Genomic DNA, 24,185 nt, shown 5'->3' on the forward strand with positions numbered 1-24,185 from the left:
GCCTGCATGGTCGATGGGGCGACGCGCGTCCGTATAAAAGTGCGACAACCTCGTCAGCGCGTGCTCCCCGTCCTCGTTTATCGTCCCCGTCTCCTTCTCGTCTCCGTCCCCGGCCACCGTCGCCGTCCGGCTCGGCGAACCGCGCGGTTTCAGGCCGGCCGCCCCATCGTGTACAGGAACATCGGCGTCTGTCCCGCGGCACGGGGTGCGAAGAAATCCGAGACGATGTCGTCGTAGAACGTCAGCCCGGTCCCGCCGAGGTCGCGGTGGGCGTACGTCCCCAGATACAGCCGGCCGGCCGTCAGCGACGCCTCGAGCTGTGCCACCCGGTAGCCGCGATCGCCGAGCGCGTCGACGATCTCCTCGAGGTCGGACACGAAGTAGACGCAGACCGCGGCGTCGGCGGCCAACCGCTGATCCAGCGCGAGGTGACCCGCCTCGCTACGACACTCGCCGGCCCACAGCCGCTCGAGTTCGCCCCGGGCCGGATGGTAGCGGTAGCTGCCCGACGCGAGGCCGTCGACGCCGTTGACGATGAGATAGGGATCGACGAACGAGAGCGGCGGGTCGTCCGCGAGACGGCCGTCCATCGCCACCCCGCGAACGGCCCGGTCGAGCACGGTCGACAGCTTCCGAAAACTGATCGGCTCGCGCTCGTACTCGCGACAGGAGCCGCGGCGGCGGATCGTCTCGTGGAGCGGCCGGCTCGAGGCCGTCTCGCGATCGATCGGCTCGAGTTCGATCCGTTCGCCGTCGCCGGGTTCGCGGGTGCCGATCGGTCCCGCCGGCCGCCCGGACCGCCAGGAGTCGGCCGCGCCGCCGCTCTCGAGAACGCCGGCCGACCACGCCTCGCGGATCAGCGGGAACTCACGCTCGTTCGGCGATAGCGGTTCGGTGTCGGGATCGATCGGATCGACGTCGGTCGAACCGGAATCGGCACCGAAATCGGACTCGGGTCCAGCGTCGCTCGAACCGATCGGAACGATCTCGAGCGGCGCTTCGCGTTCGGGCTCGAGTCCGAGCAGGTCGGCGACGGGTCGGTCGGCGAAGCCGGTGACGACCTCGGCGCGGTAGTCGAGCGCGTGGGCGACCGCCAGCAGGTTCGCGAGGTGCGTCCCGGAGTCCCAGAACGCGTGACGAAACGTCCGATTCCCGTACTTCCAGGCGTTCCGCCACCACGTCGAGGTCGCGACGACCGACAGCGGCGCGTCGGCGACGCCCGCGCGATCGCTGGCGCCCGCGAGCGCGCCGCGGTAGTCCCCTTCGCGGAGCACGTCGAGCGACAGCGTCCGGGGATCGAAGTGGTAGACGCCGGCCTCAAGTTCAACTGCAGCGTCCGAGCCGCCCCTCCCCTCGGCGTCGACCCCCAGATCACCGCAGACGACGTACAGATCGACGTGGTAGAGCGCGCCGGTCGTCGCCGCGGCGCGAAAGCGGAGGGTGCGACCGCGCCTGTCGATCCGCTTCGTGATACCGGCAGCGTAGTAGCACAGGCTCGTGACCGTCTCGAGGTCGGGCTGGCGGGCTCGAGTCGGATCGCCGTCGGGCGTCGGCTCCGCGATGGCTGCGAGCGCGGGTTGCTGGGGCGGGCGAATTCGACCGGCGAGCGCCTTCGAGGACAGGTCGATATATTCCTTGTACGGCCGCGGTTTGTTGTCGAAGTTCAGACCCCGACCACCCTCCTGAATGCTTCTGGGCGAGTGTTTCGTCCGCTCGTGGTAGTCGATCGCCCCGGTTGGCATGCGCCGAGCTACCACGGCGACGCGGAAAAACCCGGGCAGGAACTTTTTCCTCGCTCCGGTTTGTTACACCGCTCGAGAACATGGACCTCGAGTCGATTCCGGGCGTCGGCGAGAAGACCGCCCGAGCGCTGTCCGCGCTCGACGATCCCGAGCGCGCGCTCCGAGCGGGCGACGTGGAAGCGATCGCGACCGCGCCGGGGATCTCCCAGGGGCGGGCCGCCCGCATCGCGCGCGGCGCGATCCGGCTCGAGCACGACGATCCCGGCGGGTTCCTCGCGACCGAGCGCGCCCGCGAGGTCTACCGCGAACTCCTCGGACTGCTCGAGGAGCGCACGGTCACCGACTACGCCGCCCGGCGACTCGAGACGATCTATCCGAGTCCGCGGCGCTCGCGTATCGAGGAGGTGCAGGCGTTCGCTCGCGATGCCCTCGAGCGCGACCCCGATCCCGCGGTGCTCGACGCGCTCGAGGGGGTCCGACCCCTCCGGGAGCCGGGCGACGTGCGGGTCCGCGAGCGCTGTCTGGCGACGACCGACGCCGAGCGCTACAGCGAGGCGCGCGAGGCGATCCCGGAGCTCTCCGTCGAGATCGTCGAGGACGCACAGGGGCTGGCCGAACTCGCTCGCGGGTACGCGACCGTGATCGCCCTCGACGACTCCTTCGCCGGCGTCGCGCTCGAGGGCGACGTGCAGGTCCGACCCGACGCTCTCGAGAACCCGGCCGAGGTGGTCCCCGAGCGGCCGCTGGCCTTCTTCTCGCGCAATCGGGATCGGCTGCAGGCGGCCGTCGAGGTCCACCGCGCCGCAAGTCTCGAACCGCCCTGCGACCTCGCGGCCCTCGAGGACGGTCTCTCGCGGCTCGACGAGGACGGCACGGTCGCGGGCGACGACGAACTCGACCGGCTGACGACGGCGGTCGACGACCTCGACGCGGCGGCGAGCGCGGCCGAGAGCGTCGCCAACGACCACCTTCGGGAGGCGATCCGCGAACAGGACGTGACGATCGAGGGGTCGGACCTGCTCTCGCTGGTCGAGCGCGGAGCCGGCGTCGATTCCCTGCTCTCCCGCGAACTCGCGGACGAGTACGCCGCGGCGGTCGAGGCGGCCCGCGACCACCTCGTCGACGCGCTCGACCTGGATCAGGGCGAGGCCGAAATCGCGCGCCGCGCGTTCAGCGACGAGCCCACGTTTCCGGTCGAGCGCGACGAGGACGTCATCGGTCGGTTACGCGAGGAGCTGACGGCGGCCAAGGACCGTCGCGCGGGCAAACTGAAGCGCGAACTCGCGGCCGATCTCGCCGACCAGCGCGACGGTGCCCGTCAGCTCGTCCGGGACGCCCTCGAGCTGGACGTCGAACTCGCGATCGCCCGTTTCGCCCGCGAGTACGAGTGTACGATGCCGGAGTTCGGTACGCCGGACGATGCAGCGGGCGCACGGGGCGACACCGGATTCGCGATCGAGGGCGGCCGCTCGCCTCTGCTCGACGAGCCCCTCGAGTCGATCGACCCCGTCGATTACGAGGTCTCTGGCGTGGCGCTCCTCTCGGGGGTCAACAGCGGCGGGAAGACCTCCACGCTCGATCTGGTCGCGAGCGTCGTCGTGCTGGCCCACATGGGGTTGCCCGTCCCCGCCGAGCGCGTCCGATTGCGGCGGTTCGACGACCTGCACTACCACGCCAAGACCCAGGGGACGCTCGACGCGGGCGCCTTCGAGTCGACCGTCCGGGAGTTCGCCGACCTCGCGCAGGGCGGCGAGGGCTCGCTCGTGGTAGTCGACGAACTCGAGAGCATCACCGAACCCGGCGCGTCGGCGAAGATCATCGCCGGGATCCTGGAGGCCCTCTCGGCGAACGGCGCGACGGCCGTCTTCGTCTCCCACCTGGCCGGCGAGATCCGCGAGATGGCCGACTACGACGTGACCGTCGACGGCATCGAAGCCGTCGGGCTCGTGGACGGGGCACTCGAGGTGAACCGGTCGCCGGTCAAGGACCATCTGGCGCGGTCGACGCCGGAGCTGATCGTCGAGAAGCTGGCCGGCGAGGCCCGGGATGAGGCGGTCGCGACTAACGGCGGGGCGCCCGTAGACGGCGAGGGAGACCCGGAACCCCTGTTCTACGATCGGCTCCTCGAGAAGTTCGAGTAGTCCCCCCGTGCTTCCCGGCGGCCGGACCGGCCGAAACCGACACCAGTCGCCGCGTTGCACTGGGGTATGCAAGTGTAATACCTACCACCGCCGACCGTCTGTGCTACAGTATGCCGTATCAGTTCCAGTGTCCCAGGGACGGGTGCTCCTTCGAACTCCGCTGTGACGCCGATCGCGAGGCCGCGCGACTCGCGCGAGCCCACGCCCGCGTCGCACATCGCGACCGAATTCCCCCGGCGGATCTCGATCGCTGGCTCGAGCGAATCGAGGCGGCCTGACGCCGCTCGAGCCGAGAATTCGGCAAACATCTAAGTAGCTTCGACAGCGTGGTGAAAGTGATGGCAGACGACCCCGAGGAGGGGATGTTGTCGTGGGACGAATCCGTGTTCAGCAACGAGCACGTCTTCGAGATCGACTACGTCCCCGAGACGTTCAAGCACCGCGAGGGCCAGACCCAGAGCCTGACGTACGCGCTGCGCCCCGCGGTGCGGGGGTCGCGACCGCTGAACGTCGTGGTTCGGGGGCCGCCCGGGACGGGAAAGACGACGGCGATCCAGAAGCTGTTCGACGAGGTGGGCGCCCAGACGAGCGAGGTCCGAACGATTCGAGTCAACTGTCAGGTCAACGCGACCCGCTACTCGGTGTTCTCGCGGCTCTTCGAGGGCACGTTCGACTACGAACCGCCGTCGTCGGGGATCTCCTTCAAGAAGCTGTTCGGCCAGATCGCCGAGAAGCTCGTCGAGGAGGACAGGGTGCTCGTCGTCGCTCTGGACGACATCAACTACCTCTTCTACGAGAACGAGGCTTCCGATACGCTCTACTCCCTGCTGCGGGCTCACGAGGAGTACCCCGGCGCGAAGATCGGCGTCGTCGTCGTCTCCTCCGATCCCGCGCTGGACGTCATCGACGAACTCGACTCTCGAGTCCAGAGCGTCTTCCGCCCGGAGGACGTCTACTTCCCGGTCTACGATCAGCCCGAGATCGTCGACATCCTCGACGAGCGCGTCGCCCGCGGCTTCAACGACGGCGTTATCGCCCGAGAGACCTTAGAGTACGTCGCCGAACTCACCGCCGAGAGCGGCGACCTCCGGGTCGGGATCGATCTGCTCCGGCGAGCCGGACTCAACGCCGAGATGCGGGCCAGCCGAACCGTCGAGCGCCAGGACGTCGAGAACGCCTACGAGAAGTCGAAGTACATCAACCTCTCGCGCTCGCTGTCGGGACTGACCGACACCGAACGGGCGCTGCTCGAGGTGATCGCCGAACGCGACGGCGACCGGGCCGGGGAGGTCTACGAGGTCTTCCACGACCGAACCGACCTCGGCTACACGCGCTACTCCGAGATCGTCAACAAACTCGACCAGCTCGGCCTGATCGACGCCGACTACGCGGACGTCGACGGCCGCGGTCGCTCGCGCTCGCTCACGCTCTCCTACGAGAAAGAGGCGGTCCTCGACCGGCTCGAGTAATTTCGATCGGACGCGGACTCCGAAACGACCGCTCGTTTTAGATGCCCCAGAGCAGCGCGATGCCGCCCGTCGTGACCACTGCCAGCAGGAGCTGTAGCGGCCCGCCGACTCGCAAAAAGTCGGTGAACTCGTAGCCGCCGGGGCCGTAGACCATCAGATTCGTCTGATAGCCCACCGGCGTCATGAAGGAGGTCGCGGAGGCGAACATCACCGCGAGGAGAAACGAGAACGGCGTCGCTCCCAGACTCCCCGCGGCGTCGACCGCGACGGGGATCATCAACACCACCGTCGCCACGGGCGTGATGACGTTCGCGAGCAGCCCCGTCACGACGGTGAACAACAGCAGGACCGCGACGAGCGGCAGGAATTCGGCGGTCCCGACCAGCGCGCCGGCGATGACCTGCGAGCCGCCCGTCGCCTCGAGGGCGACGCCGAGGGGTATCACGCCCGCGAGCAGGAACACGACGTTCCACGAGACGGCGTCGTACGCGTCGGTGGTCGACAGACAGCCGGTCACGATCATGAGGAAGACGCCGGCGAACGCCGCGATGACGATGGAGACGAGACCGAGCGCTGCGGTGCCGACCACGCCGGCCATGATCGCGAGCGCGATCGGCGTCTTCGGCGACAGCGGCGCGACGTCGTCGATCCCGTCCTCGAGCAACTGATCGGCGACGTCGTCGACGACCACGAGGTCGCCGGTCTCGGTGACGTACTCGATCGTACTGGTGACCGTCTGAACCAGCAGCAGATCGCCCGCTTCGAGCGTCACCTCCTCGAGGTCGGTCCGGAGCAACTCGCCGTCGCGACGGATCGCCAGCACGGTCAGCTGGTAGACCTCCCGGAGATGCGTCTCGGAGAGCGTCGCGCCGACGAACGACGACTCGACGGGGACGATCGTCTTGGCGAGTCGCTCATCGCCCGCGGACCCCTCGAACGTCTCCTCGGTCACCGACTCCCGGTGGAGTTGTCGCAGTTCCTGCTCCTCGACGAAGCGGTTGACCGCCTGCAGGCTCCCGTGGACCGTGAGCACGTCATCCTCTCGAATGCGCTGGCGCTGCCCCGGTTCGATCACCGTCGTCCCGTCGCCGTCGCGGGCGTGACCGTCGCGGGTTCGCTGTTGGCCGGCCCCCTCCCCATCGCCTCCCGTGTCGACGGTCTCGTCGCGGGAAAATCGCTGGTCCCGATCCGCTCCACCGGCCGGTGGCTCGCGGTCGCCCTGTCCATCGCTATCGCCAGCGCCGTCGTATTCGAGCACCCGCTCGTTGACTGCGGACCGGGCGTCACGCTCGCCGTGTCGACGGTGCTGGAGGATACGAACGTCTCCCCCGCTCCGTTCCTCGAGTTCGTCGACCGTGAGTCCGACCGGTGCGGAGTCCGCGCCGACGCTGACCTGCGTGAGGTGATCCTCGAGATCGAACTCCTCTACGAGGTCCGCATCGACCGGAATTCGGGCGGGCGTCAGCCACCGACCGACGGTCATGAGGTAGGCGAGGCCGACGACCAAAATCACGAGACCGAGAGCCGAGAACTCGAACATGCCGATGGGGGATCGACCGAGCAGGTCGGCGGCGAACTCGCTGGCGAGCAGGTTCGTCGAGGTGCCGACGAGCGTCAGGGTCCCGCCGAGGATCGCGGCGTAGGAAAGCGGCAAGAGGAGCTTCGACGGCGAGATGCCGGTCTTCTCGGCGAGATCCGAGATCATCGGGATGAAGATCGCGACGACGGGCGTGTTGTTGATAAAGCCCGCGATCGGCCCAGTCGTGGCGATCGTCGCCGCCAGCGCACGCGTCTCGTCGCCGTCGGTAAACGCCGCCAGCGAGAGGCCGAGTCGCTGGACCACGCCGGTCCGCTGGATACCCGCACTGAGCATGTACATCGCGACGATCGTCACCGTCGCGGTGTTGGCAAAGCCCGAGATCGCCGCCCGGTGGCCGACGCCGGTCAGCGGCTCGAGCGCCGCCAGCGAGACGACGATGCCGATCGCCGTCACGTCGTTCGGAATCGCCTCCGAGACGAACAGGACGAGGGCGACGGCGATGAGTCCGAACACGACCATCGCACCGCTCGATAGCTCCACACCGGTCATCGTCTGCCGTCCGGGTTTCCGAAACCAGTCATATCTCGTGTCTGTGAGCTATTGCCAAATTTATGTTTCGAGAGACGATCGACTGGCCGTCGGTATCATAGCGATGCCGGCCTGCCGCTTCCCCATCGGGAGCGTGTGCTCGAGGTGTACTCTCACTTCTGCGGTAGGGCTCGGACGGCTTCGTCGGAAGACAGACGGCGGCGACGAGGCCGATCGCGCGCGGAACGAACCCGACTTTTGCGGACCGTCGTCGGGGCACTGCTCGAGCACGTCGACGAGGAGGAAGCCGACGGGCTGCGCGAGCGACTCGAGGAGTTCGGCTACGAGGAAATCGTCCCCGAATCGGGTCCCGGAGCCGAGCGCTAACGACCCGAGGGTGGCGCGAACCCGGCAGCTGCCGCCCGAACCGTGAGGGGCGTCATCGCCGTGGCCACGGCTATGGAACGAGCGGAACTGCTCGAGCGAGTGAGCGACCGGACCGCCGCTGATGAACAATCGGCGACCGACGTCACGCGAGCGGTCCTCGAGACGCTCGGCGAACGATTGAGCGAGGACGAGGCCGAGGATCTGGCCGCGCAGTTGCCGGGAGCGCTGAGCCGGCACCTCACCGAGGGCGAGTCGGGTCGCCGCTTCTCCGAGGAGGAGTTCGTCTCGCGGGTCGACCGGCGCATGGACACCGTCGACGTTCCCGGACAGGAAGCTGCGACGGCCGTGTTGGGGACGGTCCTCGAGGCGTTCGACGAGAGCGACCGCGCGGCGGTCGTCGACCAGTTCGATCGGGACGGCTTCGAGGAGTTGCTCGCGGAGACGGACGCGGACGTCGACGTCGGGGATCGAACGCCGGGAGAATACTGACCGTCGCGGTTTCGTTCGTCGGGGTCGCTCGTCGATTCCGATTTCGTTCGGTTATTTCGGTCGTTGGATTCGCTCTCAGGCCTGATCGAGGGTCTCGCGATAGTCTTCGGTCGTCTCGATGGCCGACTCGAGCTTGTCCTTCGTGTTACCGTCCGCCTGTTCGCGGGCTTGGCGGAGCGTATTGAGTCGTTCGTCGAGGACGGCGTGATCGGGTTCGGTATCGCTCATCACGTAGTCGGCGAACGCGTCCGTCGTCTCGCGGATGTCCTCGCGGACGTCGTCGCTGTCGGCCGATTTCGCAGCTTCCTCGAGGTCGTCGCGGGCCCGCTGGAGTTGCTCCGTCATATCCGAATTCACCACGAGCCGATGCATAACGGTTGGGCGAGCAGTGGCCACGTTCGGATCGTTTCGGGTTCGAGTCGACCGCACCGCGGTCCACATGCGAGCGCGTAAAGTGGCTCGAACCCCTGACTCAGATAATGAGTGACGCGCAAGGTCCCCTCCAGCCGGACCGGCCGAACGTCGATCACCCGTTCCGGGTCGACGCACCCTTCGAGCCGGCGGGCGATCAGCCCGAGGCGATCGAACAGTTAGTCGACGGATTTCGGTCCGGAATGGACAAACAGACCCTGCTCGGCGTGACCGGGTCGGGGAAGACCAACACCGTCTCCTGGGTCGCCGAGGAGATCCAGAAACCGACGCTGGTGATCGCTCACAACAAGACGCTGGCGGCCCAGCTCTACGAGGAGTTCCGGAACCTCTTCCCGGACAACGCCGTCGAGTACTTCGTCTCCTACTACGACTACTACCAGCCCGAGGCCTACGTCGAGCAGAGCGACACCTACATCGACAAGGACGCCTCGGTCAACGACGAGATCGACCGCCTGCGCCACTCCGCCACGCGGTCGCTGCTGACCCGCGAGGACGTCATCGTCGTCGCGAGCGTCTCCGCGATCTACGGCCTCGGTGACCCGCGCAACTACATCGACATGTCGCTACGACTCGAGGTCGGCGAGGAGATCGGTCGCGACGAGCTATTGAAGCGGCTGGTTGATCTGAACTACGAGCGCAACGACGTCGACTTCACGCAGGGCACGTTCCGGGTGCGGGGCGACACCGTCGAGATCTACCCGATGTACGGCCGGTACGCGGTGCGCGTCGAGCTCTGGGGCGACGAGATCGACCGCATGGTCAAGGTCGACCCCCTCGAGGGGAAAACCAAGGGCGACCAGCAGGCCGTCCTCGTCCATCCCGCGGAGCACTACTCGATTCCCGAGACCACGCTCGAGGACGCGATGGACGAGATCCGCGACGATCTGGACTCCAGAATCTCGTACTTCGAGCGGCAGGGCGACATGATCGCCGCCCAGCGCATCGAGGAGCGGACGAGCTTCGACCTCGAGATGATGCAGGAGACGGGCTACTGTTCGGGGATCGAGAATTATTCCGTCTACCTCTCAGATCGCGAGTCCGGCGAAGCACCGTACACGCTGCTGGACTACTTCCCGGACGACTTCCTCACCGTGGTCGACGAGTCCCACGTCACACTGCCGCAGATTCGCGGGCAGTTCGCCGGCGACAAGTCCCGGAAGGACTCGCTGGTCGAGAACGGCTTCCGGCTGCCGACGGCCTACGACAACCGGCCGCTCACCTTCGAGGAGTTCGAGGAGAAGACCGATCAGACGCTGTACGTGAGCGCCACGCCAAGCGACTACGAGCGCGAGGAGAGCGGACAGATCGTCGAACAGATCGTCCGCCCCACCCACCTCGTCGACCCGGCGATCGAGGTCTCCGACGCGACGGGGCAGGTCGACGACCTGATGGACCGCATCGACGAGCGCATCGACCGCGAGGAACGCACGCTCGTGACGACCCTCACGAAGCGGATGGCCGAGGACCTCACCGAGTACCTCGAGGAATCCGGCGTCGACGTCGCCTACATGCACGACGAGACCGACACGCTCGAGCGCCACGAGATCATCCGCTCGCTGCGATTAGGGGAGATCGACGTGCTCGTCGGGATCAACCTCCTGCGGGAGGGCCTGGACATCCCCGAAGTCTCGCTGGTGGCGATTCTGGATGCGGACCAGGAGGGCTTCCTGCGCTCCGAGACGACGCTCGTCCAGACGATGGGCCGAGCGGCCCGGAACGTCAACGGCGAGGTCGTCCTCTACGCCGACGAGCCCTCGAACGCCATGGAGTCCGCGATCGAGGAAACCCAGCGCCGCCGCGAGATCCAGCAAGAGTACAACGAGGAACACGACCTCGAGCCCACGACGATCGAAAAGGAGGTCGGCGAGACCAACCTGCCCGGCAGCAAGACCGACACCAGCGAGGTCTCCGGCCGGGAGATCGAGGGCGAGGACGACGCGGCGCGGTACGTCGACGAACTCGAGGAGCGGATGCAGGACGCGGCGAGCAACCTCGAGTTCGAGTTAGCGGCCGACATTCGCGACCGGATTCGGGAGGTTCGGGAGGAGTTCGAACTCGAGGGCAGCGACGAGGGGATCGCGCCGCCGACCGAGGAGTTCTGAACGAAACTCGGTCAGCGGACGGTCGTCGAGTCGTCGGACGGCGTTGACGCCCGATAGGAAGCGATTCGTTCGGAATCGCCGAGTCCGAGCGGGCTTCGCTCCCTCGAGACTTCGACGAGGGCGCGACTCCGTCGCGTTCGCAGACATCGCGAATTCTGGCGAGACGTCCGTCACGCTGACCTCGCGGGAACGAAGCTCCCGCTTACTTCGATTCGCTCAGTCACGGAAGACGCAAAGCGTCTTCCGGACGACGGCGCAACCGTTCGGGTCGCGCTGAGCGACGTGTCTCATACGGCACAAATTCGGAAGGCTCTGAGCTACAAACCACCACGCTGCTTATACTATTCTACTGGATGGGGCCCAATACTATCTAATAGTCGCAACGATGTTAGAATGATATCAAATACCTATTCTACTGATCTCTTAGTTGTGTGCTATTAGAATATTCTCGTAAAGTATATTGTAGAGAAAACGATCAAGTTGAAGCGGATACCAGTAAGCAATCAAAGAATCATAAACAATGACTGGACAATATTCGTCAAACAATGGAAGTTAGAAAGAGAGTTCGCGGAGGAGTAGAACATCTTACGTTCGGTCTTCGGATTCACTATCTACTCAAGATTCTTATTCTGCAATTCGGAACTCTGTTTATCACTCTTCAATTCAGGAGAGATCTTACCATCGAAATCATCGATCAGACGGTATTTATTATCGTATATTTAGGGGTCTCTCTGTTCCTGTTAGCAATAATGGGTGCTCTAGTCAAAGACATGTGTCTCCGGACGTTCAGTTCAAAATCCCATACCAGATGGCATATTTTGTTCTCGATTATTCTGTACACCGGTTCGTCAATGTTGATCGTCACCATAGGTTTTGTCTCGCTAATTCTTGCTTCGGAGGGCGTATCTGGCATCGACAGATTCGACGTAGTCGCAGGAATATTCTTTATGACAATATTTGCTGCTCTGCTAGCAGTTGGATACCACGATCGCCTGGAATCAACTGGTCATCCTACTAAGTCAGAGATTCGAGACTCAATCTCAAAATGGCAGCAGCACCAGTCATGGGTCAAATGTATGGAAGGTAGTCAAAAGAAGGATGACCAACGAGATTTGTTTGAAGACGCCTGTGATGACTTGGAGACGCTGCTTCAATATGCAAATACCATACGAGGTGAGCAGCTGCACTCTGACTTTGCCTCTTGGTGGGATGAATATGATGGGCATGAACCGATGGGTAAGGAAATGATTATCAAGGGACAAGATAAACAAGACCTGAAGAACGAAGACTTGGAAAAAGAGCATCAGTCGTTCCTGAGTATTAAAAAGAGAATGAATAAAATTCACCCCAAAGTAAATGATCGATAAGTACGAGGATCTATCTGATACCGTGCCCCACGAGGAGTATGTCGTTTGCGTCACAAATTCTGGCACGTACGATGGATTTGAATTCAGCACTATCATATCGGAGGTCACGGACGGAATTCGGGGAGACAAATTGGATTTACAAGAGTACTATCCCTCCACTAACAAAGTGAATGACCACCAGAAGCTGATACAGAATAGCGTCTGGATTCTGCATATGGACGACTGTGTCTCATCTTCTGACTCTGGGCCACTGTTCAAACAGAAATATCTTGAACTGCAGACCTTCCTAAGTACAAGGAGGTATCCCGATAATGCAGGAATATTTCTTTGCGTAGATGACATCCCATCGGCCAAACTATCCGAAATAAGACAAGAATTTCCCGAACTCATGATCGCAAAAAGCAAGGAGTTGTTAGTCGGGATGCTTCTAGGACATTTTGCAGATGCAAATCCAGTATCTACCCGTGGACAAAAGAACGTCTTGAAGTGGAACAACGATGTCTGCGAGACCTTGGGGGTTACATAATGCCCAACGAATGGAAGGTCATTATTCGTGCTGGAGATATTCTCAATCTGTCCCAATCTAATGAAGAGGAGTACGCCCGTTTAGCATCAAACGTATACGCAGACAAAATTTCGGAAGCACCTTCGTCCAATAACCCTGAACAGTTCGACAAATTCCTCAACAGAGAAGTGTTCTCGGACCCACGGATTGTCGAATTCGTTCGTAGCAAAGATGTCTCTCAAGAAACCGTAGCTGAATTTAAGAATGGAGAAATACAGATAGAGAACTTGGTCAAGTCATGGCACCAGATTCAGTTCAGTCTTGATGAATTGATTGACATGGTGATGATGCTCAAGTTGGTCCGAGATTACAGCTATGCATCCCCTGCCGGCAGAATTAATTCCAGATACCGATTACAGAAGCTAATCTACAAGGTCAACTCCATAATTGAACAGGAAGAAGTAGTCAACTCTTCAAATAAGTATGGTGAGGAACTAGGGATGCTGGACAGAACGGGCTATCGCTATCAATTCTTCAAGCGAGACTCCGGACCATTTGCTGAACAAGCATACGAAGACAAGAATCGTCTATTCGCATGGAGTCTTCTTGATGAGCCAGTCGTAGGGTCAGAAGGTACAGGAGAAGTTGCCGAGCAAAACCGTCGCTATGGGATTGAGCTGTCCGCTCAGGGGGAGATATTGACTGAGCAGTTCTACGACAAGATCGAGAACTCGGAGAGTCTGATGGTATCAACCTGGAATCTAGCACAAAAAGAGGCTGTCCAGTCAATCGCGAAAATGGGTCACGATGAGCTAGGAGTTCACATTGAGGAGACGGTGGCCCCTAGCAGGAGCGTGGGTGATAAGCTACTATCCGGACCGAATCGAAAATTCAAAAAGAACGATGTTCGGTTCCTCGGTCAACTCGCAGAGAAAGTTGAGAAGATGACTAATGCTACACCGTATCAAGAGGGGGTTGCTTAATGCCAGATAGAGAGCAAATCACAGAAGAGATTATCTCTACCATTCGGGATGACGAGGATCTCCCTGACGAACACATAGAAGAGTGTAGAAAATTAATCGAAGAGAATTATCAGAAGACACACCTTCCTCAACATCATGTGAAATTGCGCCACCTTGATGTGAAGAATTTTAGGGTGATCAAGGATCAAGATCTTGTCTTTGAGAAAGAGAATACTGTGCTGTATGGCCCTAATGAATCCGGAAAGACAACAGTCTTGGAGGCAATCCGGTTCAATCTCTTGGGAATGCAAGAGAAGCAGAGAGTCGAGCTTACCGATCCAATAAGAGATACTGACTCTAGTTCGGTAACGCTTGAGACGACAGGAAATTGGTCGGTGAAGAATAACCACTACCTCCTGTACCGAAACCTCTCTCGTAATGGAGGATACTCCTCTCAAACCAAGCTTAATACAAGGCCTAAAACTTTTAACGACATTCCATTTAGTGGTGGGAATACTCAACAGGATGTATCTGAAGAGTTCGGAATGTGGTCCGTTGAGCGCCGAAACCTTGGCAGATACAACATGTTCTCTCTTTTTTCCTTAATGCCAGAGGATTATAAGGCATTTCTCAGATGGCAAAAGAAAGATGTACTGATTGACATCCTCTTTGGTATCGATCTGGCCGCTGTCGTGGAAGCCAGTAAGACCCGGCGTCAAGAGGAATATCAGCTGGAAGGACTCGAAGAAGATGCCAAGATGAATCTTGGGAAAGCAACGAACCGTCGAAAAAACCTCAAATCCTCCAAGCGAGATCTGAAAAAAGAACTTGAGGAAATAGAAACCGACTTAGCCGATAAAAACCAGGAACTTGATCGTATTGAGGAAATTCTTGACGACGATAACGATACAGATCAATTAAAAGATAAAAAACGGCAAGTTGAGCGTCAGTGTGACAAGCTCAGATCTAAGAGGAGAGAATATCGAACTGAACTCCGTGATACTCGCCTCCAGATCGAACGGCTTGAGGAAGTTGGTTCCAGTGATGAGTTTATTGAGTTGGCAGAGGAACTTCAGAAGTTCACCAGCGTACCAGATCGGTGTCCTGTCTGCACGAATGATGTGGACGAAAAGCAGCGCAAACGGCTCTTAGAAGATGCTCATTGTCCTCTTTGTGCTAAAGACGTTCCTCACGATCGAATCGAAATAGGAACAGAACGAGATGTCGAGCAACAGATATTGGAACGAGAAAAACAAAAAGAGGAATTGGAAGAGAGTGGAGAAAGAGAGCGAGAACTAGAGAACCAAATCAGCACTTTGGATTCGAGAATAGCAGATTATGAGTCAGAAACTGAACGCCTGGAAGAACAAATTGAAGACAGCGATCATCGAGATCTTGTTGAACGTCGAGACGAATTAGAGGTGAAAGTCGATGAACTAGATCGAAAAGCGACCCGTATTCAAGTAGAAATTAATGCAAAACGTGAGGAGATCACGGAAGTAGAAGATCGCATCGTTGAACTTGAGGATGCTGTTGAAGCACAGGAGAGGAAATTTTCTTATCAAGCGAGCCTCAGGACCTTTGAGAAGGTAGTCAACAATAAGATACAGCAGGAGCGGTCGAGCGTGAAGAATTCGATCCAGAAGCGGATGAATTCTTTATTAGATTATTTCCAATCCGGCACGCTCTCAGACGCAACTTCGATCACTATCAGCGGCAATAAGGGATACGACTTCACCGTTCATGTTGAGGGGGGCGACGATATTCCCTCTGACCGGCAGAATCAGAACTCGAACGAAGGGAAAATGATCGCCCTAATTTTCCATACTGCCGTTCTACAGGAACTCTCTCAACTTGATCATACATTCCCTATCCGTCTATTCTTAATTGACTCTCCGTACTCCAAAGCGCCAGATAAAGAGAATACTCCGGATATCACTAACTTCCTCATGGCTCTCCCAGAGGAGTTAGAGGACTTTCAGGTACTCCTGACTGTTGCTGACTCGGACATGGTTGACAGAACGGTCTTTGAAGCAGGATACAACGTGGAAGAATTGGAGAAGAAAGCGAACAACTAGGCTGTCCGCCTATTGAGTCAACAAGGGGTGCAACGTATACGATGCTTAGAGTACTCTACATGATACGGTTTGTTGTACCGATGTACCGGTGCGACCGCGATCCGGCCTGCGGTCGCGCCGGAGATGACTGACAGCAGACCGTATCAGTCAGTCCGTGCTCTCGCTCGGTTGCGGTCGGTGCTCGGAGACGGAACGGCGGGCCACGAAGACGAGCGCCATCACCGTCAGCAGCGTCGCGACCACCAACGGCCCCGTTCCCGCTGAGAGCCCGACGAGGGTCGCGACGTCGGCGTAGAACGTAAAGAGGAGAAACGCCGGTAGGAGGGTCCCGATCGCGTATCGCCACGGGATCACCAATGGACGTGAGAGCCGCCCCGCACCTTCGAGGTACTCCTCGATCGCGGCCGGACCGAGGACCCAGGCCGTGTACACCATGAACCCGGTCAGGCCGAGCACCAAGAGTAGATCGACGAGGTGGTTCGCGAACAGCGTAAACACCGCGGGGCTGAACGCGTTCACGCCGCCGGTGAGCGCGATCAGTGCGAACAGCCCCCGGGTCGCCGTCGACCGCTCGAGATCGAACTCGTCAACCAGAAACGAGACCGGAATCTCGAGCATGCTGATCAGACTCGTCAGGGCTGCGAGGAGAACGACGAGGAAGAAGGTCGCGCCGAGAAGTCGCCCGCCGGGCAGGCTCGCGAACGCGCCGGCGATCCCGACGAACAGGGCACCGGGGCCGCCCTCAGTCGGGCCCGGCGCGAACGAGAACAGCAACGGGAACACCACGAGTCCGGCCAGGATGCCGATGCCGAGATTGAATACGGCGATAACCGAGGCGTCGAGGGGCAGCGAGCGGTCGTCGTCGACGTAAGAGGCGTAGGTGATCATCGTCCCGCTTCCGATCGAGAGGGTGAACAGCGCCTGGCCGGCGGCCGCTCCCAGTACCGAGAGAAAGTTCTCCGCGAGGTAGGAACCGTCGAATTCGAGGTAGAACTCGTATCCCTGCGCGGCGCCGGGTTGTCGAGCCGCCCAGATCGCGAGTCCGACGAGCAACACCACGACGCCGGGTATCATCACCTTCGTCGTCGCCTCGATGCCGCGTCTGATCCCCGCGGCGACGATCAGAGACGCGGCCGCGAGGACGGCGAGTTGGTAGCCGAACGCTTCGGCACCGTAGCTGATCGCCGCGAAGTGGGCTCCGGGATCCGCAAAATAGGCACCCGTCGCGCTCTCGAGGAAGTACCGAAGGATCCAGCCGCTGACGACGCTGTAGAACGACATCAGCATGATCGATGTGACGACACAAAGCCCGCCTAACGCCGCCCAGAAACGGGATCCGGCGAGCGATTTGAACGCCCCCACAGGGTTCCGATTCGACCGTCGCCCGATCACGAACGCGGCCAGCAATCCCGGCACCCCGACGACGAGGACGATGAGCAGATACAACAGCAGAAAGGCGCTCCCGCCGTTCTCCGCGGTCATCCAGGGAAATCGCCAGATGTTCCCCAGTCCGACCGCGCTTCCGACCGCGGCCAGTATGAATCCGGCGCGACTCGCCCAACTTTCACGTACCATCCTGTCTCAGGGAACCGACTGGGCGCGCATAAGAATTGTTTATCAGTGGCTCAGTTCATTCTCGGTGACATGGAATTAAGGAACCTGAACACGACGCTTACCCCGGTCAGTTAGCATCCGTAGTTGTCGAATCAGACGTTTCAGTTTCTGATCCAACGCTTGATAACGGAATCTCATTATCGAATACTATCGGAGGTTTGGTAAGTTCCTGATGAGTGCTCTACTATCGCGCCAACGGAATCACTACGTCTTCCCTAGTCGGTTCGTTCGCTCATCCCTCGCGCAAGTTAGTGCCGCGGTTCATTGGCATTCACCGCGACACAGCGCGCGCCACCGCAGACGGTTGACCGGTTTGGCGTGGCACGTCGTTCGCAGCTACTGACCGGGACAACGACCGAAGGACGTAACTCGAGAGCAGCGACGGAACGATCGGTCCGAATCGACCGTCGGATCCTCGAGCCCTCGACCGTTGCGAAGGCAAGGACAGGGCTATCCTCGCACACGTTCCATGTGAGGATATGGCAGACAACGACGACATCGACGACCTGCTCGACGAACTCGACAGTCAGGGCGACCTCGAGACCTCCCAGCAGGTGCTGTCGCTGCGGACGGAGAGCCGGCGCTACGACAAGCCGGTGACGATCATCGAAGGGTTCGATCTCCCGGAGTCGGAGATCCGATCGACCGCCTCGGACCTCAAGAGTTCGCTCGGGACGGGCGGAACGGTCGACGAGGGCCGCATCGAACTGCAGGGCGACCACCGCGACCGCGTCCCGGACCTGCTTCGGGACCGAGGGTTCGACGTTCGGGAGTGACCCCCGCCGGGAGCGGCTCCGCTATACCCGTGCGTTTCGCGGGAGCCGAGTCGCGGTTCCGTCGGCGCGGTCGTCCCGCGGCAGCGTATTATTTATGTCCCACGTTCGATGATGAGGTATGAACGTTCGACCCGCGACGGCAGACGACTTCGAGGCGATCACGGCCGTCGCCCGCGCCACCTGGCACGACACCTACGACGAACTCGAGGCCGACATGATCGACCGGACCGTCGACGACTGGTACACCGACGACACGATGCCGCTCGAGGCACCCGGAACGGTCGTCCTCGTCGCGGAAACGGACGGCGACCTCGTCGGCTTCACCCACGCGGTCGCGCAGGGCGAGACGGCCGACATCCTCCGCATGTACGTCCACCCGGACCACCAGGGCGAGGGAATCGGGGCGGAGCTCCACGAGCGCCTGATGTCGGAACTCGAGTCCCGCGACGCCGAGCGGGTTCGCTCGTTCGACTTCGCGTTCAACGACACCAGCCGGGCGTTCTACGAGGGACTGGGCTTCGAGCAGACCGACGAGGGCGAGGTCGAGATAGACGGCGAGTCCTACCCGGAAGCCGTCTACTCGCTCGAGTTGTAACCGCCAACCGTCGCGGAGTGTATCCACGATCGCCGTCCACAGACACCACCTGCCTGAGACGGTGCAATCACTTTGGTACTCGGTGTCGTCGCACACGGTATGGAGATCAGACCTGCGAACCGAGACGACCGCGAGCGGATCAGGACCGTCGCCCGGGAGACGTGGCACGAGACGTACGACGAACTCGAGGCGGAGACGGTCGATCGGACCATCGACGAGTGGTACGGCGACGAGGCCCTCGAGACGGCGTTATCGAAGTCCGGCACCGCCTTCCTCGTCGCGGAACGAGACGGGGAAATCGTCGGCTTCGCCCACGGCGTCGTCACCGAGGACGAGGGCGACGTCCTGCGACTGTCCGTCCACCCGAACCATCAAAACGAGGGGATCGGGACCGCGCTGTACGAGCGGCTGCGCGAGGACCTGCGAGACTTCAACATGAAGCGAATGCGCGCGATCGACCTCGCCTCGAACGAGGGCGGCCGGGAGTTCTACGAGACCCACGGGTTCGAACCGACCGACGAGGACGAGGTCGAAATCGGCGGCGAGCGGCGACGGGAAGTGGTCTACACGCTCGAGCTGTAGCGCGCGACGGCGACGAAGCGGCTGAACCCGATCGCACCGAGACCTTGCAAATGCACCGCACGGACGCAAGTGAGGCGCTGGTGTGGTCCACCGTAGCACGATGGGGACGAAAACGCCGAGCAAGTCCGACATCCTGCGGCCGATCGGGACGACCTCGAGAACGTACTTCGTGATGGTCGCCGTGGCGGGACTGGCGCTTCTCGCCTTCCTCGTCGGCTGGGCCTACCAGCTGCAGCAGGGGCTGGTCGTCACCGCGCTCGGTGACTGGGGGAGCGGGGGCGGTGTCACGTGGGGGATCTACATCGGCGCGTTCATCTGGTGGGTCGGCATCGCCCACGGCGGGATCATCCTCTCGGCCGCGGTCCGCCTGCTGGGGATGGATCGCTACATGCCGGTCGCTCGACTCGCCGAGTTGCTGACTCTCGCCGGACTGTCCGCGGCGGGCTTTTACATCATCGTCCACCTCGGCCGGCCGGATCGGATGGTCACGAGCGTCATCGGCCACTACCACGTCACGGTCCACGCCTCGCCGCTGGTGTGGGACGTGACCGTCATCACGGCCTACTTCGTGTTGACGGCGACCTATCTCGCGCTCACCCTGCGGTACGACGTCAGCAGGTTGCGCGACCAACTCCCGGACCGTCTCGATCCGATCTACCGGCTCGTGACGATCGGCTACACCGAGACGGAAGATCGGATCGTCCAGCGCATGGTCTGGTGGCTCGCGCTCGCGATCATCATCATGGCTCCGCTCTTGCTCCACGGCGGCGTCATTCCGTGGCTGTTCGCGGTGATCCCCACGATGCCGACCTGGTTCGGCGGCGTGCAGGGGCCGCAGTTTCTCACCATCGCGCTCACGTCGGCCATCAGCGGCGTGATCATCCTCGCCTACTCGTTTCGCTACGCCTACGACTGGGACCACATCTTCACCGACGACATCTTCCGCGGACTGCTCCTCTGGCTGGGCTTTTTCTGTCTGCTCTTCCTGTGGCTACAGCTCCAGCAGAACATCACCGGGCTGTTCACGGCCCCGGTCGACCTGACCGTCGCTGCCCTGGCCAGAGCGACCAACCCCATCTACCTCACCTCGATGTCGCTGGTCTTCCTGACCCTGACGTACATCTTCGCCCAGACGCTCCGGCCGACGCTGTTCACCAAGCGACGCGCCGTCGTCGCCGGCCTCGCCGTCCTCACCGCGACGATCCTCGAGAAGGTGCTGTTCGTCGTCGAAGGATTCCTGCACCCGACGTTCGACATCTACGCGGCCGTCCCGGGCGTCTACGTGCCGAGCCTGATCGAGATCGCGTCGATCTTCGGGACCATCGGCATGGTCTGTCTGTTCTTCCTCACCATCGCCAAAATATTCCCCGTGGTCGAACTCCACGCGATCGAACACCTGCGCGAGGACCACGAGAACGAGTAGGACCGAGTGACGACGCGAGCAGGAGCGATCGCTTCCGGTCGCTCGTGGAAACGGGATCGAGAGCAGACGGTTGTGGGACGGGACGGACGGCCGTGAAACGCGAGAGAGAGACGCGAGCGAGCCGTCGAGGACGTCCGCGGGCGGCCGGCAACGGCCACCAGCAACTATTTATCCAACGGCACTAAACCCATTTTTAGATGGATCTAATCTTTGGTTCGCCTATTCCCAAAGCGCGGGTGAAACATCGTGAATGAGCTGCTCGAGGTCCTCCTCGCATCGCTCCGGGACGGCTACGTTCAGGTGAGCGCGTTCGTCGCGGTAACGGTGCTGGCCTTCGGACTGCTCCAGTACGCGACCGACGGGGCCGTCATCGGCGCGATAGAAGGGAACGAACGACTGCAGGTTTTGTTCGGCGGACTCCTGGGGCTAACCCCCGGCTGTGGCGGCGCGATCGTCGTCATGCCGCTGTACGTCCGCGGGACGGTCAGCTTCGGGACCGTCGTCGCGACCCTCGGTGCGACTGCGGGCGACTCGGCGTTCGTCATCCTCGCGCTCGCACCCGAGGCAGCGATCTACGCCTACGCCATCGCCTTCGCGGCCTCCGTCGCGACCGGCTACCTCGTCGACGAGGTCGGGCTGGGCGTCTCGCGGGTCGACGCCGCCGTCGCGCGGCTCTCGCCCGCCGCGACGCCCGACGGCGGCACCGTGGTCAACGGCGGCGTCGGACCCAACCCCACCCACGATTACGGCGGCCCGGCACCCACCCACTCCCACGAGTCGGGCCCGGATCGTCACTCCCGAGTCCTCACCCCGCTCTCGCACCTCGCGCACGTCTTCTGGTGGGGAGCCGCCATCTCGGGGCTCGTCCTCGGGACGATCTACCTGCTCCGCGGCGGCCCCGAGGTCGCGCTGGTCGCCGACCTCGGTTTCGACGGACTGTTCACCGTCGTCGGCATCGTCGGCGCGGTCCTGTCGCTGTACCTCTACGCCGTCGGCCGACACTACGTCGGCGAGGGGGAGATCGCCCGGGCTCGAGACTCCTTCGGCTCCGTCTACGACACGCTCACCCACGCGGCGATGGAGACGAGTTTCGTCACCGTCTGGGTGCTCGTGGCCTTCCTCGTCTACGAGTACTTCGTCCTCTTCAGCGGGGCGAACATCGCGACCCTCGCCGCGGCGGCGGGCGTCCTCGCACCGATCGGCGGCGCCGTCGTCGGGCTGATCCCCGGCTGTGGCCCCCAGATTCTGCTCGCGAGCGTCTACGCCGAGGGCGGACTGCCCTTTTCGGCGTTGTCGGCCAACGCGATCGCCCAGGACGGCGACGCCCTGTTCCCGTTACTGGCCGTCGACGCCAAAGCGGCCATCGTCGCCACGATCTACAACTTCCTGCCCGCGGTCGTCGTCGGCGTCGCGCTCCACTTCCTGTGGGGGCCGGTTTTCGGGATGGCAGAGTTCGGTTTCGGCGTGCTGTGACCGGCTACGGGTAACAGCCAGCCACTGACATACTCTGTATTACTCCGGACCGAGGAACCAATATGCGGTGGCACACGCTGAGGGCTGGTTGATCGATAGCGAAGACAGTCGATAACGCTGTGCGAGGTCGTTGCGAGTAGTGCGAGACCAATTCTTCCATACGGCCTCTTCCCCTGTTAGAGCCGCGATTTAATCGTCTCGGCCGTCTTCTCGCCGATTCCCTCGACGCTCCGGAGGTCCTCGAGGCTCGCGCCCCGAACGTTCTCGACGCTGCCGAACCGTCCCAGAAGCCGTTTTCGGGTTTCGGGGCCGACCCCCTGCACGTCGTCGAGCACCGTTTTGACTTCGTCGCGAACCGTCTGGTGGTACTGCACGGCGAAGCGGTGGGCCTCGTCCCGCACGCGCTGGAGGAGGTGCAGGTGCGGCGCGTCGCTCGGCCACGAGAACGACCGATGGGGCGTGACCACGCGTTCCTCGGCCTTCGCCAGCGCGACCGCCGGAACGTCCCAGCCGACCGCCTCGAGCGCGTCGCGGGCGGCTTCGAGCTGTCCCTTCCCGCCGTCGATCAGCAACAGATCGGGGTCGGGCCGGTCGTCGCGGTCCTCGACGGCGCGGCTGGCGCGCCACTCGAGCAGGGCTCGCATGTTGTCGTAGTCGTCGTTCTGGTCGGTCAACTTCTTTCGCCGGTAGTCGGCCTTCTCGGCGCTCCCGTCGACGAAGGTGACGTCGCTGCCGACCGCCGCTTTCCCCTGGGCGTGGCTCACGTCGAAGCCCTCGATCCGCCGGGCCGAGTCGATTTCGAGGGCGTCCGCGAGCATGCCACACTCGTCGCGACGGCCCACGTTGCGCCGGGCGTTCTTCAGCGCGAGTTCGACGAGTTTGGCCTCCCGGCCCGCACCCGGGACGCGGACGGAGACACCCTCGGCCTCGAGCCAGGCCGCGACCTCGTCGTCGCCGTGGCGTTCGGGCAACAGGAGGGCGTCCGGAAGCTCGCGTTCGGCGTAGTATTGGACGATGAAAGCGGCCAGAACAGTGGAGACGCCGTCAGCCTCGCCGTCGGCCTCGACCCCCGCGGAGCCGGGCGCCTCGAGCGTGTGCCGGTCCCGCTCGATCAATTTGCCGTGCTCCGCGCGCAGCCGGGCGACGGTCGCGTCCTCGCCCTCGATGGCGACGCCGAGCACGTCGACGCCCCGCTCGTCACCGACCGACTGGATCGCCTCCCCGCCCTCGCCGTGGAAGGCCTCGACGGTCTCGAGTCGGTCCCGCAGGTTCGCCGCGCGCTCGAAGTTTCGCTCCTCGGCGGCGGCTTCCATCTCCCGGCGGAGCGGATCCGCGAGGACGCCGGTCTCGCCCTCGAGGAAGCGTTCGACGGCGGTAACGTCTTGGGCGTAGCTCTCGAGGTCGATCTCGCGGGTGCAGGGCGCGGTGCAGAGCCCCATCTCGTAATCCAGACACGGCCGGTCGCGGCCCGCGTACTTGTGATCCGAGCAGCCCCGCACGCCGTACGTCTCCCGCAGCGCTTTCACGACCGTCTCGACCTGTTTCTTGCTGGTGTAGGGGCCGAAAACGGTCGCGGCTCCGTTCGCGGCGCTTTGCACCTCGCCGTCCGGATCTCGCGTGATCTCGATCCGCGGCGCGTCGTGGGCCGTCAGCTGGACCATCGGATACGACTTGTCGTCCTTGAGCCGGACGTTGTACCGGGGCTGGTGGCGCTTGATCAGGTTCGCCTCGAGCAGCAATGCCTGCGTCTCGGTGTCGGTGACGGCGATCTCGATCTCGCCGGCGCGGTCGACCATCCGGCGGATCCGCGCGCTGCGGGGGTCGGCGTAGGATCGGACCCGACTGCGGAGATCGACCGCCTTCCCGACGTAGAGGGTGGTTCCGTCCGCCCGGAACTGGTAGACGCCGGGCTCTCGGGGCAACGATCCGGCGCGCTCGCGAACCGCGTCGGCGTTCATCGGCCGCCCTACGGAGTCAGGA

General features: G+C 62.3%; 20 protein-coding genes. 15 read left to right on the plus strand and 5 right to left on the minus strand.

What is annotated here, in order from left to right:
- Nucleotides 1-149: 149 nt before the first annotated feature.
- Entirely contained in the window at nt 150-1,742 is a 1,593-nt protein-coding gene (locus tag AC0QDI_RS13860; RefSeq protein ID WP_474669082.1) for a SagB/ThcOx family dehydrogenase, read from the minus strand.
- An 80-nt stretch (nt 1,743-1,822) separates the two neighbouring features.
- Between AC0QDI_RS13860 and AC0QDI_RS13865 the strand changes: the two genes are divergently transcribed.
- The 3 genes from AC0QDI_RS13865 (at nt 1,823) to AC0QDI_RS13875 (ending at nt 5,352) form a co-directional block, all read left to right on the plus strand.
- Nucleotides 1,823-3,883 (plus strand): MutS-related protein, encoded by a 2,061-nt coding sequence (locus AC0QDI_RS13865; protein WP_474669084.1) that lies wholly within the window; start codon nt 1,823-1,825, stop codon nt 3,881-3,883.
- Between the two features lie 110 nt (nt 3,884-3,993).
- Entirely contained in the window at nt 3,994-4,161 is a 168-nt protein-coding gene (locus AC0QDI_RS13870; RefSeq protein ID WP_474669086.1) for a DUF1059 domain-containing protein, read from the plus strand.
- A 60-nt stretch (nt 4,162-4,221) separates the two neighbouring features.
- The gene (locus AC0QDI_RS13875; protein WP_474669088.1) at nt 4,222-5,352 is read left to right on the plus strand and encodes an ORC1-type DNA replication protein; all 1,131 of its coding nucleotides are present in this window, start codon (nt 4,222-4,224) and stop codon (nt 5,350-5,352) included.
- 37 nt (nt 5,353-5,389) lie between these two features.
- Here the strand turns inward: AC0QDI_RS13875 and AC0QDI_RS13880 are convergent, their stop codons facing one another.
- A complete protein-coding gene (locus AC0QDI_RS13880) occupies nt 5,390-7,441 on the minus strand; it encodes an SLC13 family permease (protein ID WP_474669089.1) in 2,052 nt (683 codons plus the stop codon).
- A 237-nt stretch (nt 7,442-7,678) separates the two neighbouring features.
- Here AC0QDI_RS13880 and AC0QDI_RS13885 point away from each other — a divergent pair, with 237 nt between their 5' ends.
- Complete coding sequence (locus tag AC0QDI_RS13885; RefSeq protein WP_474669091.1) at nt 7,679-7,807, plus strand: hypothetical protein; 129 nt, start codon at nt 7,679-7,681, stop codon at nt 7,805-7,807.
- A gap of 72 nt (nt 7,808-7,879) precedes the next feature.
- The gene (locus tag AC0QDI_RS13890; protein ID WP_474669093.1) at nt 7,880-8,296 is read left to right on the plus strand and encodes a DUF2267 domain-containing protein; all 417 of its coding nucleotides are present in this window, start codon (nt 7,880-7,882) and stop codon (nt 8,294-8,296) included.
- 75 nt (nt 8,297-8,371) lie between these two features.
- Here AC0QDI_RS13890 and AC0QDI_RS13895 read toward each other — a convergent pair whose 3' ends face one another.
- A complete protein-coding gene (locus tag AC0QDI_RS13895; RefSeq protein WP_474669095.1) occupies nt 8,372-8,641 on the minus strand; it encodes a DUF7553 family protein in 270 nt (89 codons plus the stop codon).
- 134 nt (nt 8,642-8,775) lie between these two features.
- Between AC0QDI_RS13895 and uvrB the strand changes: the two genes are divergently transcribed.
- From uvrB to AC0QDI_RS13920, 5 genes are all read left to right on the plus strand, one after another.
- Nucleotides 8,776-10,830: an excinuclease ABC subunit UvrB gene (uvrB, locus tag AC0QDI_RS13900; protein WP_474669097.1), complete on the plus strand. Its 2,055-nt coding sequence runs from the start codon at nt 8,776-8,778 to the stop codon at nt 10,828-10,830.
- A gap of 851 nt (nt 10,831-11,681) precedes the next feature.
- Nucleotides 11,682-12,197, plus strand: coding sequence for a hypothetical protein (locus tag AC0QDI_RS13905; RefSeq protein ID WP_474669099.1), 516 nt, complete (start codon nt 11,682-11,684; stop codon nt 12,195-12,197).
- Complete coding sequence (locus AC0QDI_RS13910) at nt 12,187-12,723, plus strand: hypothetical protein (protein ID WP_474669100.1); 537 nt, start codon at nt 12,187-12,189, stop codon at nt 12,721-12,723. The genes AC0QDI_RS13905 and AC0QDI_RS13910 overlap by 11 nt, the downstream gene beginning before the upstream one ends.
- Nucleotides 12,723-13,685: a hypothetical protein gene (locus AC0QDI_RS13915; protein WP_474669102.1), complete on the plus strand. Its 963-nt coding sequence runs from the start codon at nt 12,723-12,725 to the stop codon at nt 13,683-13,685. The genes AC0QDI_RS13910 and AC0QDI_RS13915 overlap by 1 nt, the downstream gene beginning before the upstream one ends.
- A complete protein-coding gene (locus tag AC0QDI_RS13920; RefSeq protein WP_474669104.1) occupies nt 13,685-15,742 on the plus strand; it encodes an AAA family ATPase in 2,058 nt (685 codons plus the stop codon). The genes AC0QDI_RS13915 and AC0QDI_RS13920 overlap by 1 nt, the downstream gene beginning before the upstream one ends.
- A gap of 147 nt (nt 15,743-15,889) precedes the next feature.
- On the opposite strand, the gene AC0QDI_RS13925 is transcribed toward AC0QDI_RS13920, so the two are convergent.
- Entirely contained in the window at nt 15,890-17,317 is a 1,428-nt protein-coding gene (locus tag AC0QDI_RS13925; RefSeq protein WP_474669106.1) for a sodium-dependent transporter, read from the minus strand.
- A gap of 518 nt (nt 17,318-17,835) precedes the next feature.
- On the opposite strand from AC0QDI_RS13925, the gene AC0QDI_RS13930 reads away from it, so the two are divergent.
- The 5 genes from AC0QDI_RS13930 to AC0QDI_RS13950 all read left to right on the plus strand — a co-directional run bounded on the left by AC0QDI_RS13930 (nt 17,836) and on the right by AC0QDI_RS13950 (nt 22,205).
- On the plus strand, nt 17,836-18,132 hold the full coding sequence (locus tag AC0QDI_RS13930; RefSeq protein WP_474669108.1) for an SUI1 family translation initiation factor: 297 nt from the start codon (nt 17,836-17,838) through the stop codon (nt 18,130-18,132).
- Between the two features lie 118 nt (nt 18,133-18,250).
- Nucleotides 18,251-18,727, plus strand: coding sequence for an N-acetyltransferase family protein (locus tag AC0QDI_RS13935; RefSeq protein ID WP_474669110.1), 477 nt, complete (start codon nt 18,251-18,253; stop codon nt 18,725-18,727).
- Between the two features lie 99 nt (nt 18,728-18,826).
- Nucleotides 18,827-19,309, plus strand: coding sequence for an N-acetyltransferase family protein (locus tag AC0QDI_RS13940; protein WP_474669112.1), 483 nt, complete (start codon nt 18,827-18,829; stop codon nt 19,307-19,309).
- Nucleotides 19,310-19,409: 100 nt separating this feature from the next.
- Nucleotides 19,410-20,732: an NrfD/PsrC family molybdoenzyme membrane anchor subunit gene (gene nrfD / locus AC0QDI_RS13945; protein WP_474669248.1), complete on the plus strand. Its 1,323-nt coding sequence runs from the start codon at nt 19,410-19,412 to the stop codon at nt 20,730-20,732.
- Between the two features lie 246 nt (nt 20,733-20,978).
- Nucleotides 20,979-22,205, plus strand: coding sequence for a putative manganese transporter (locus AC0QDI_RS13950; RefSeq protein WP_474669114.1), 1,227 nt, complete (start codon nt 20,979-20,981; stop codon nt 22,203-22,205).
- Between the two features lie 176 nt (nt 22,206-22,381).
- On the opposite strand, the gene AC0QDI_RS13955 is transcribed toward AC0QDI_RS13950, so the two are convergent.
- Nucleotides 22,382-24,163, minus strand: coding sequence for an excinuclease ABC subunit C (locus AC0QDI_RS13955; RefSeq protein WP_474669116.1), 1,782 nt, complete (start codon nt 24,161-24,163; stop codon nt 22,382-22,384).
- Nucleotides 24,164-24,185: the final 22 nt, after the last annotated feature.

This window comes from Natrinema sp. LJW11 (genome assembly GCF_056135975.1).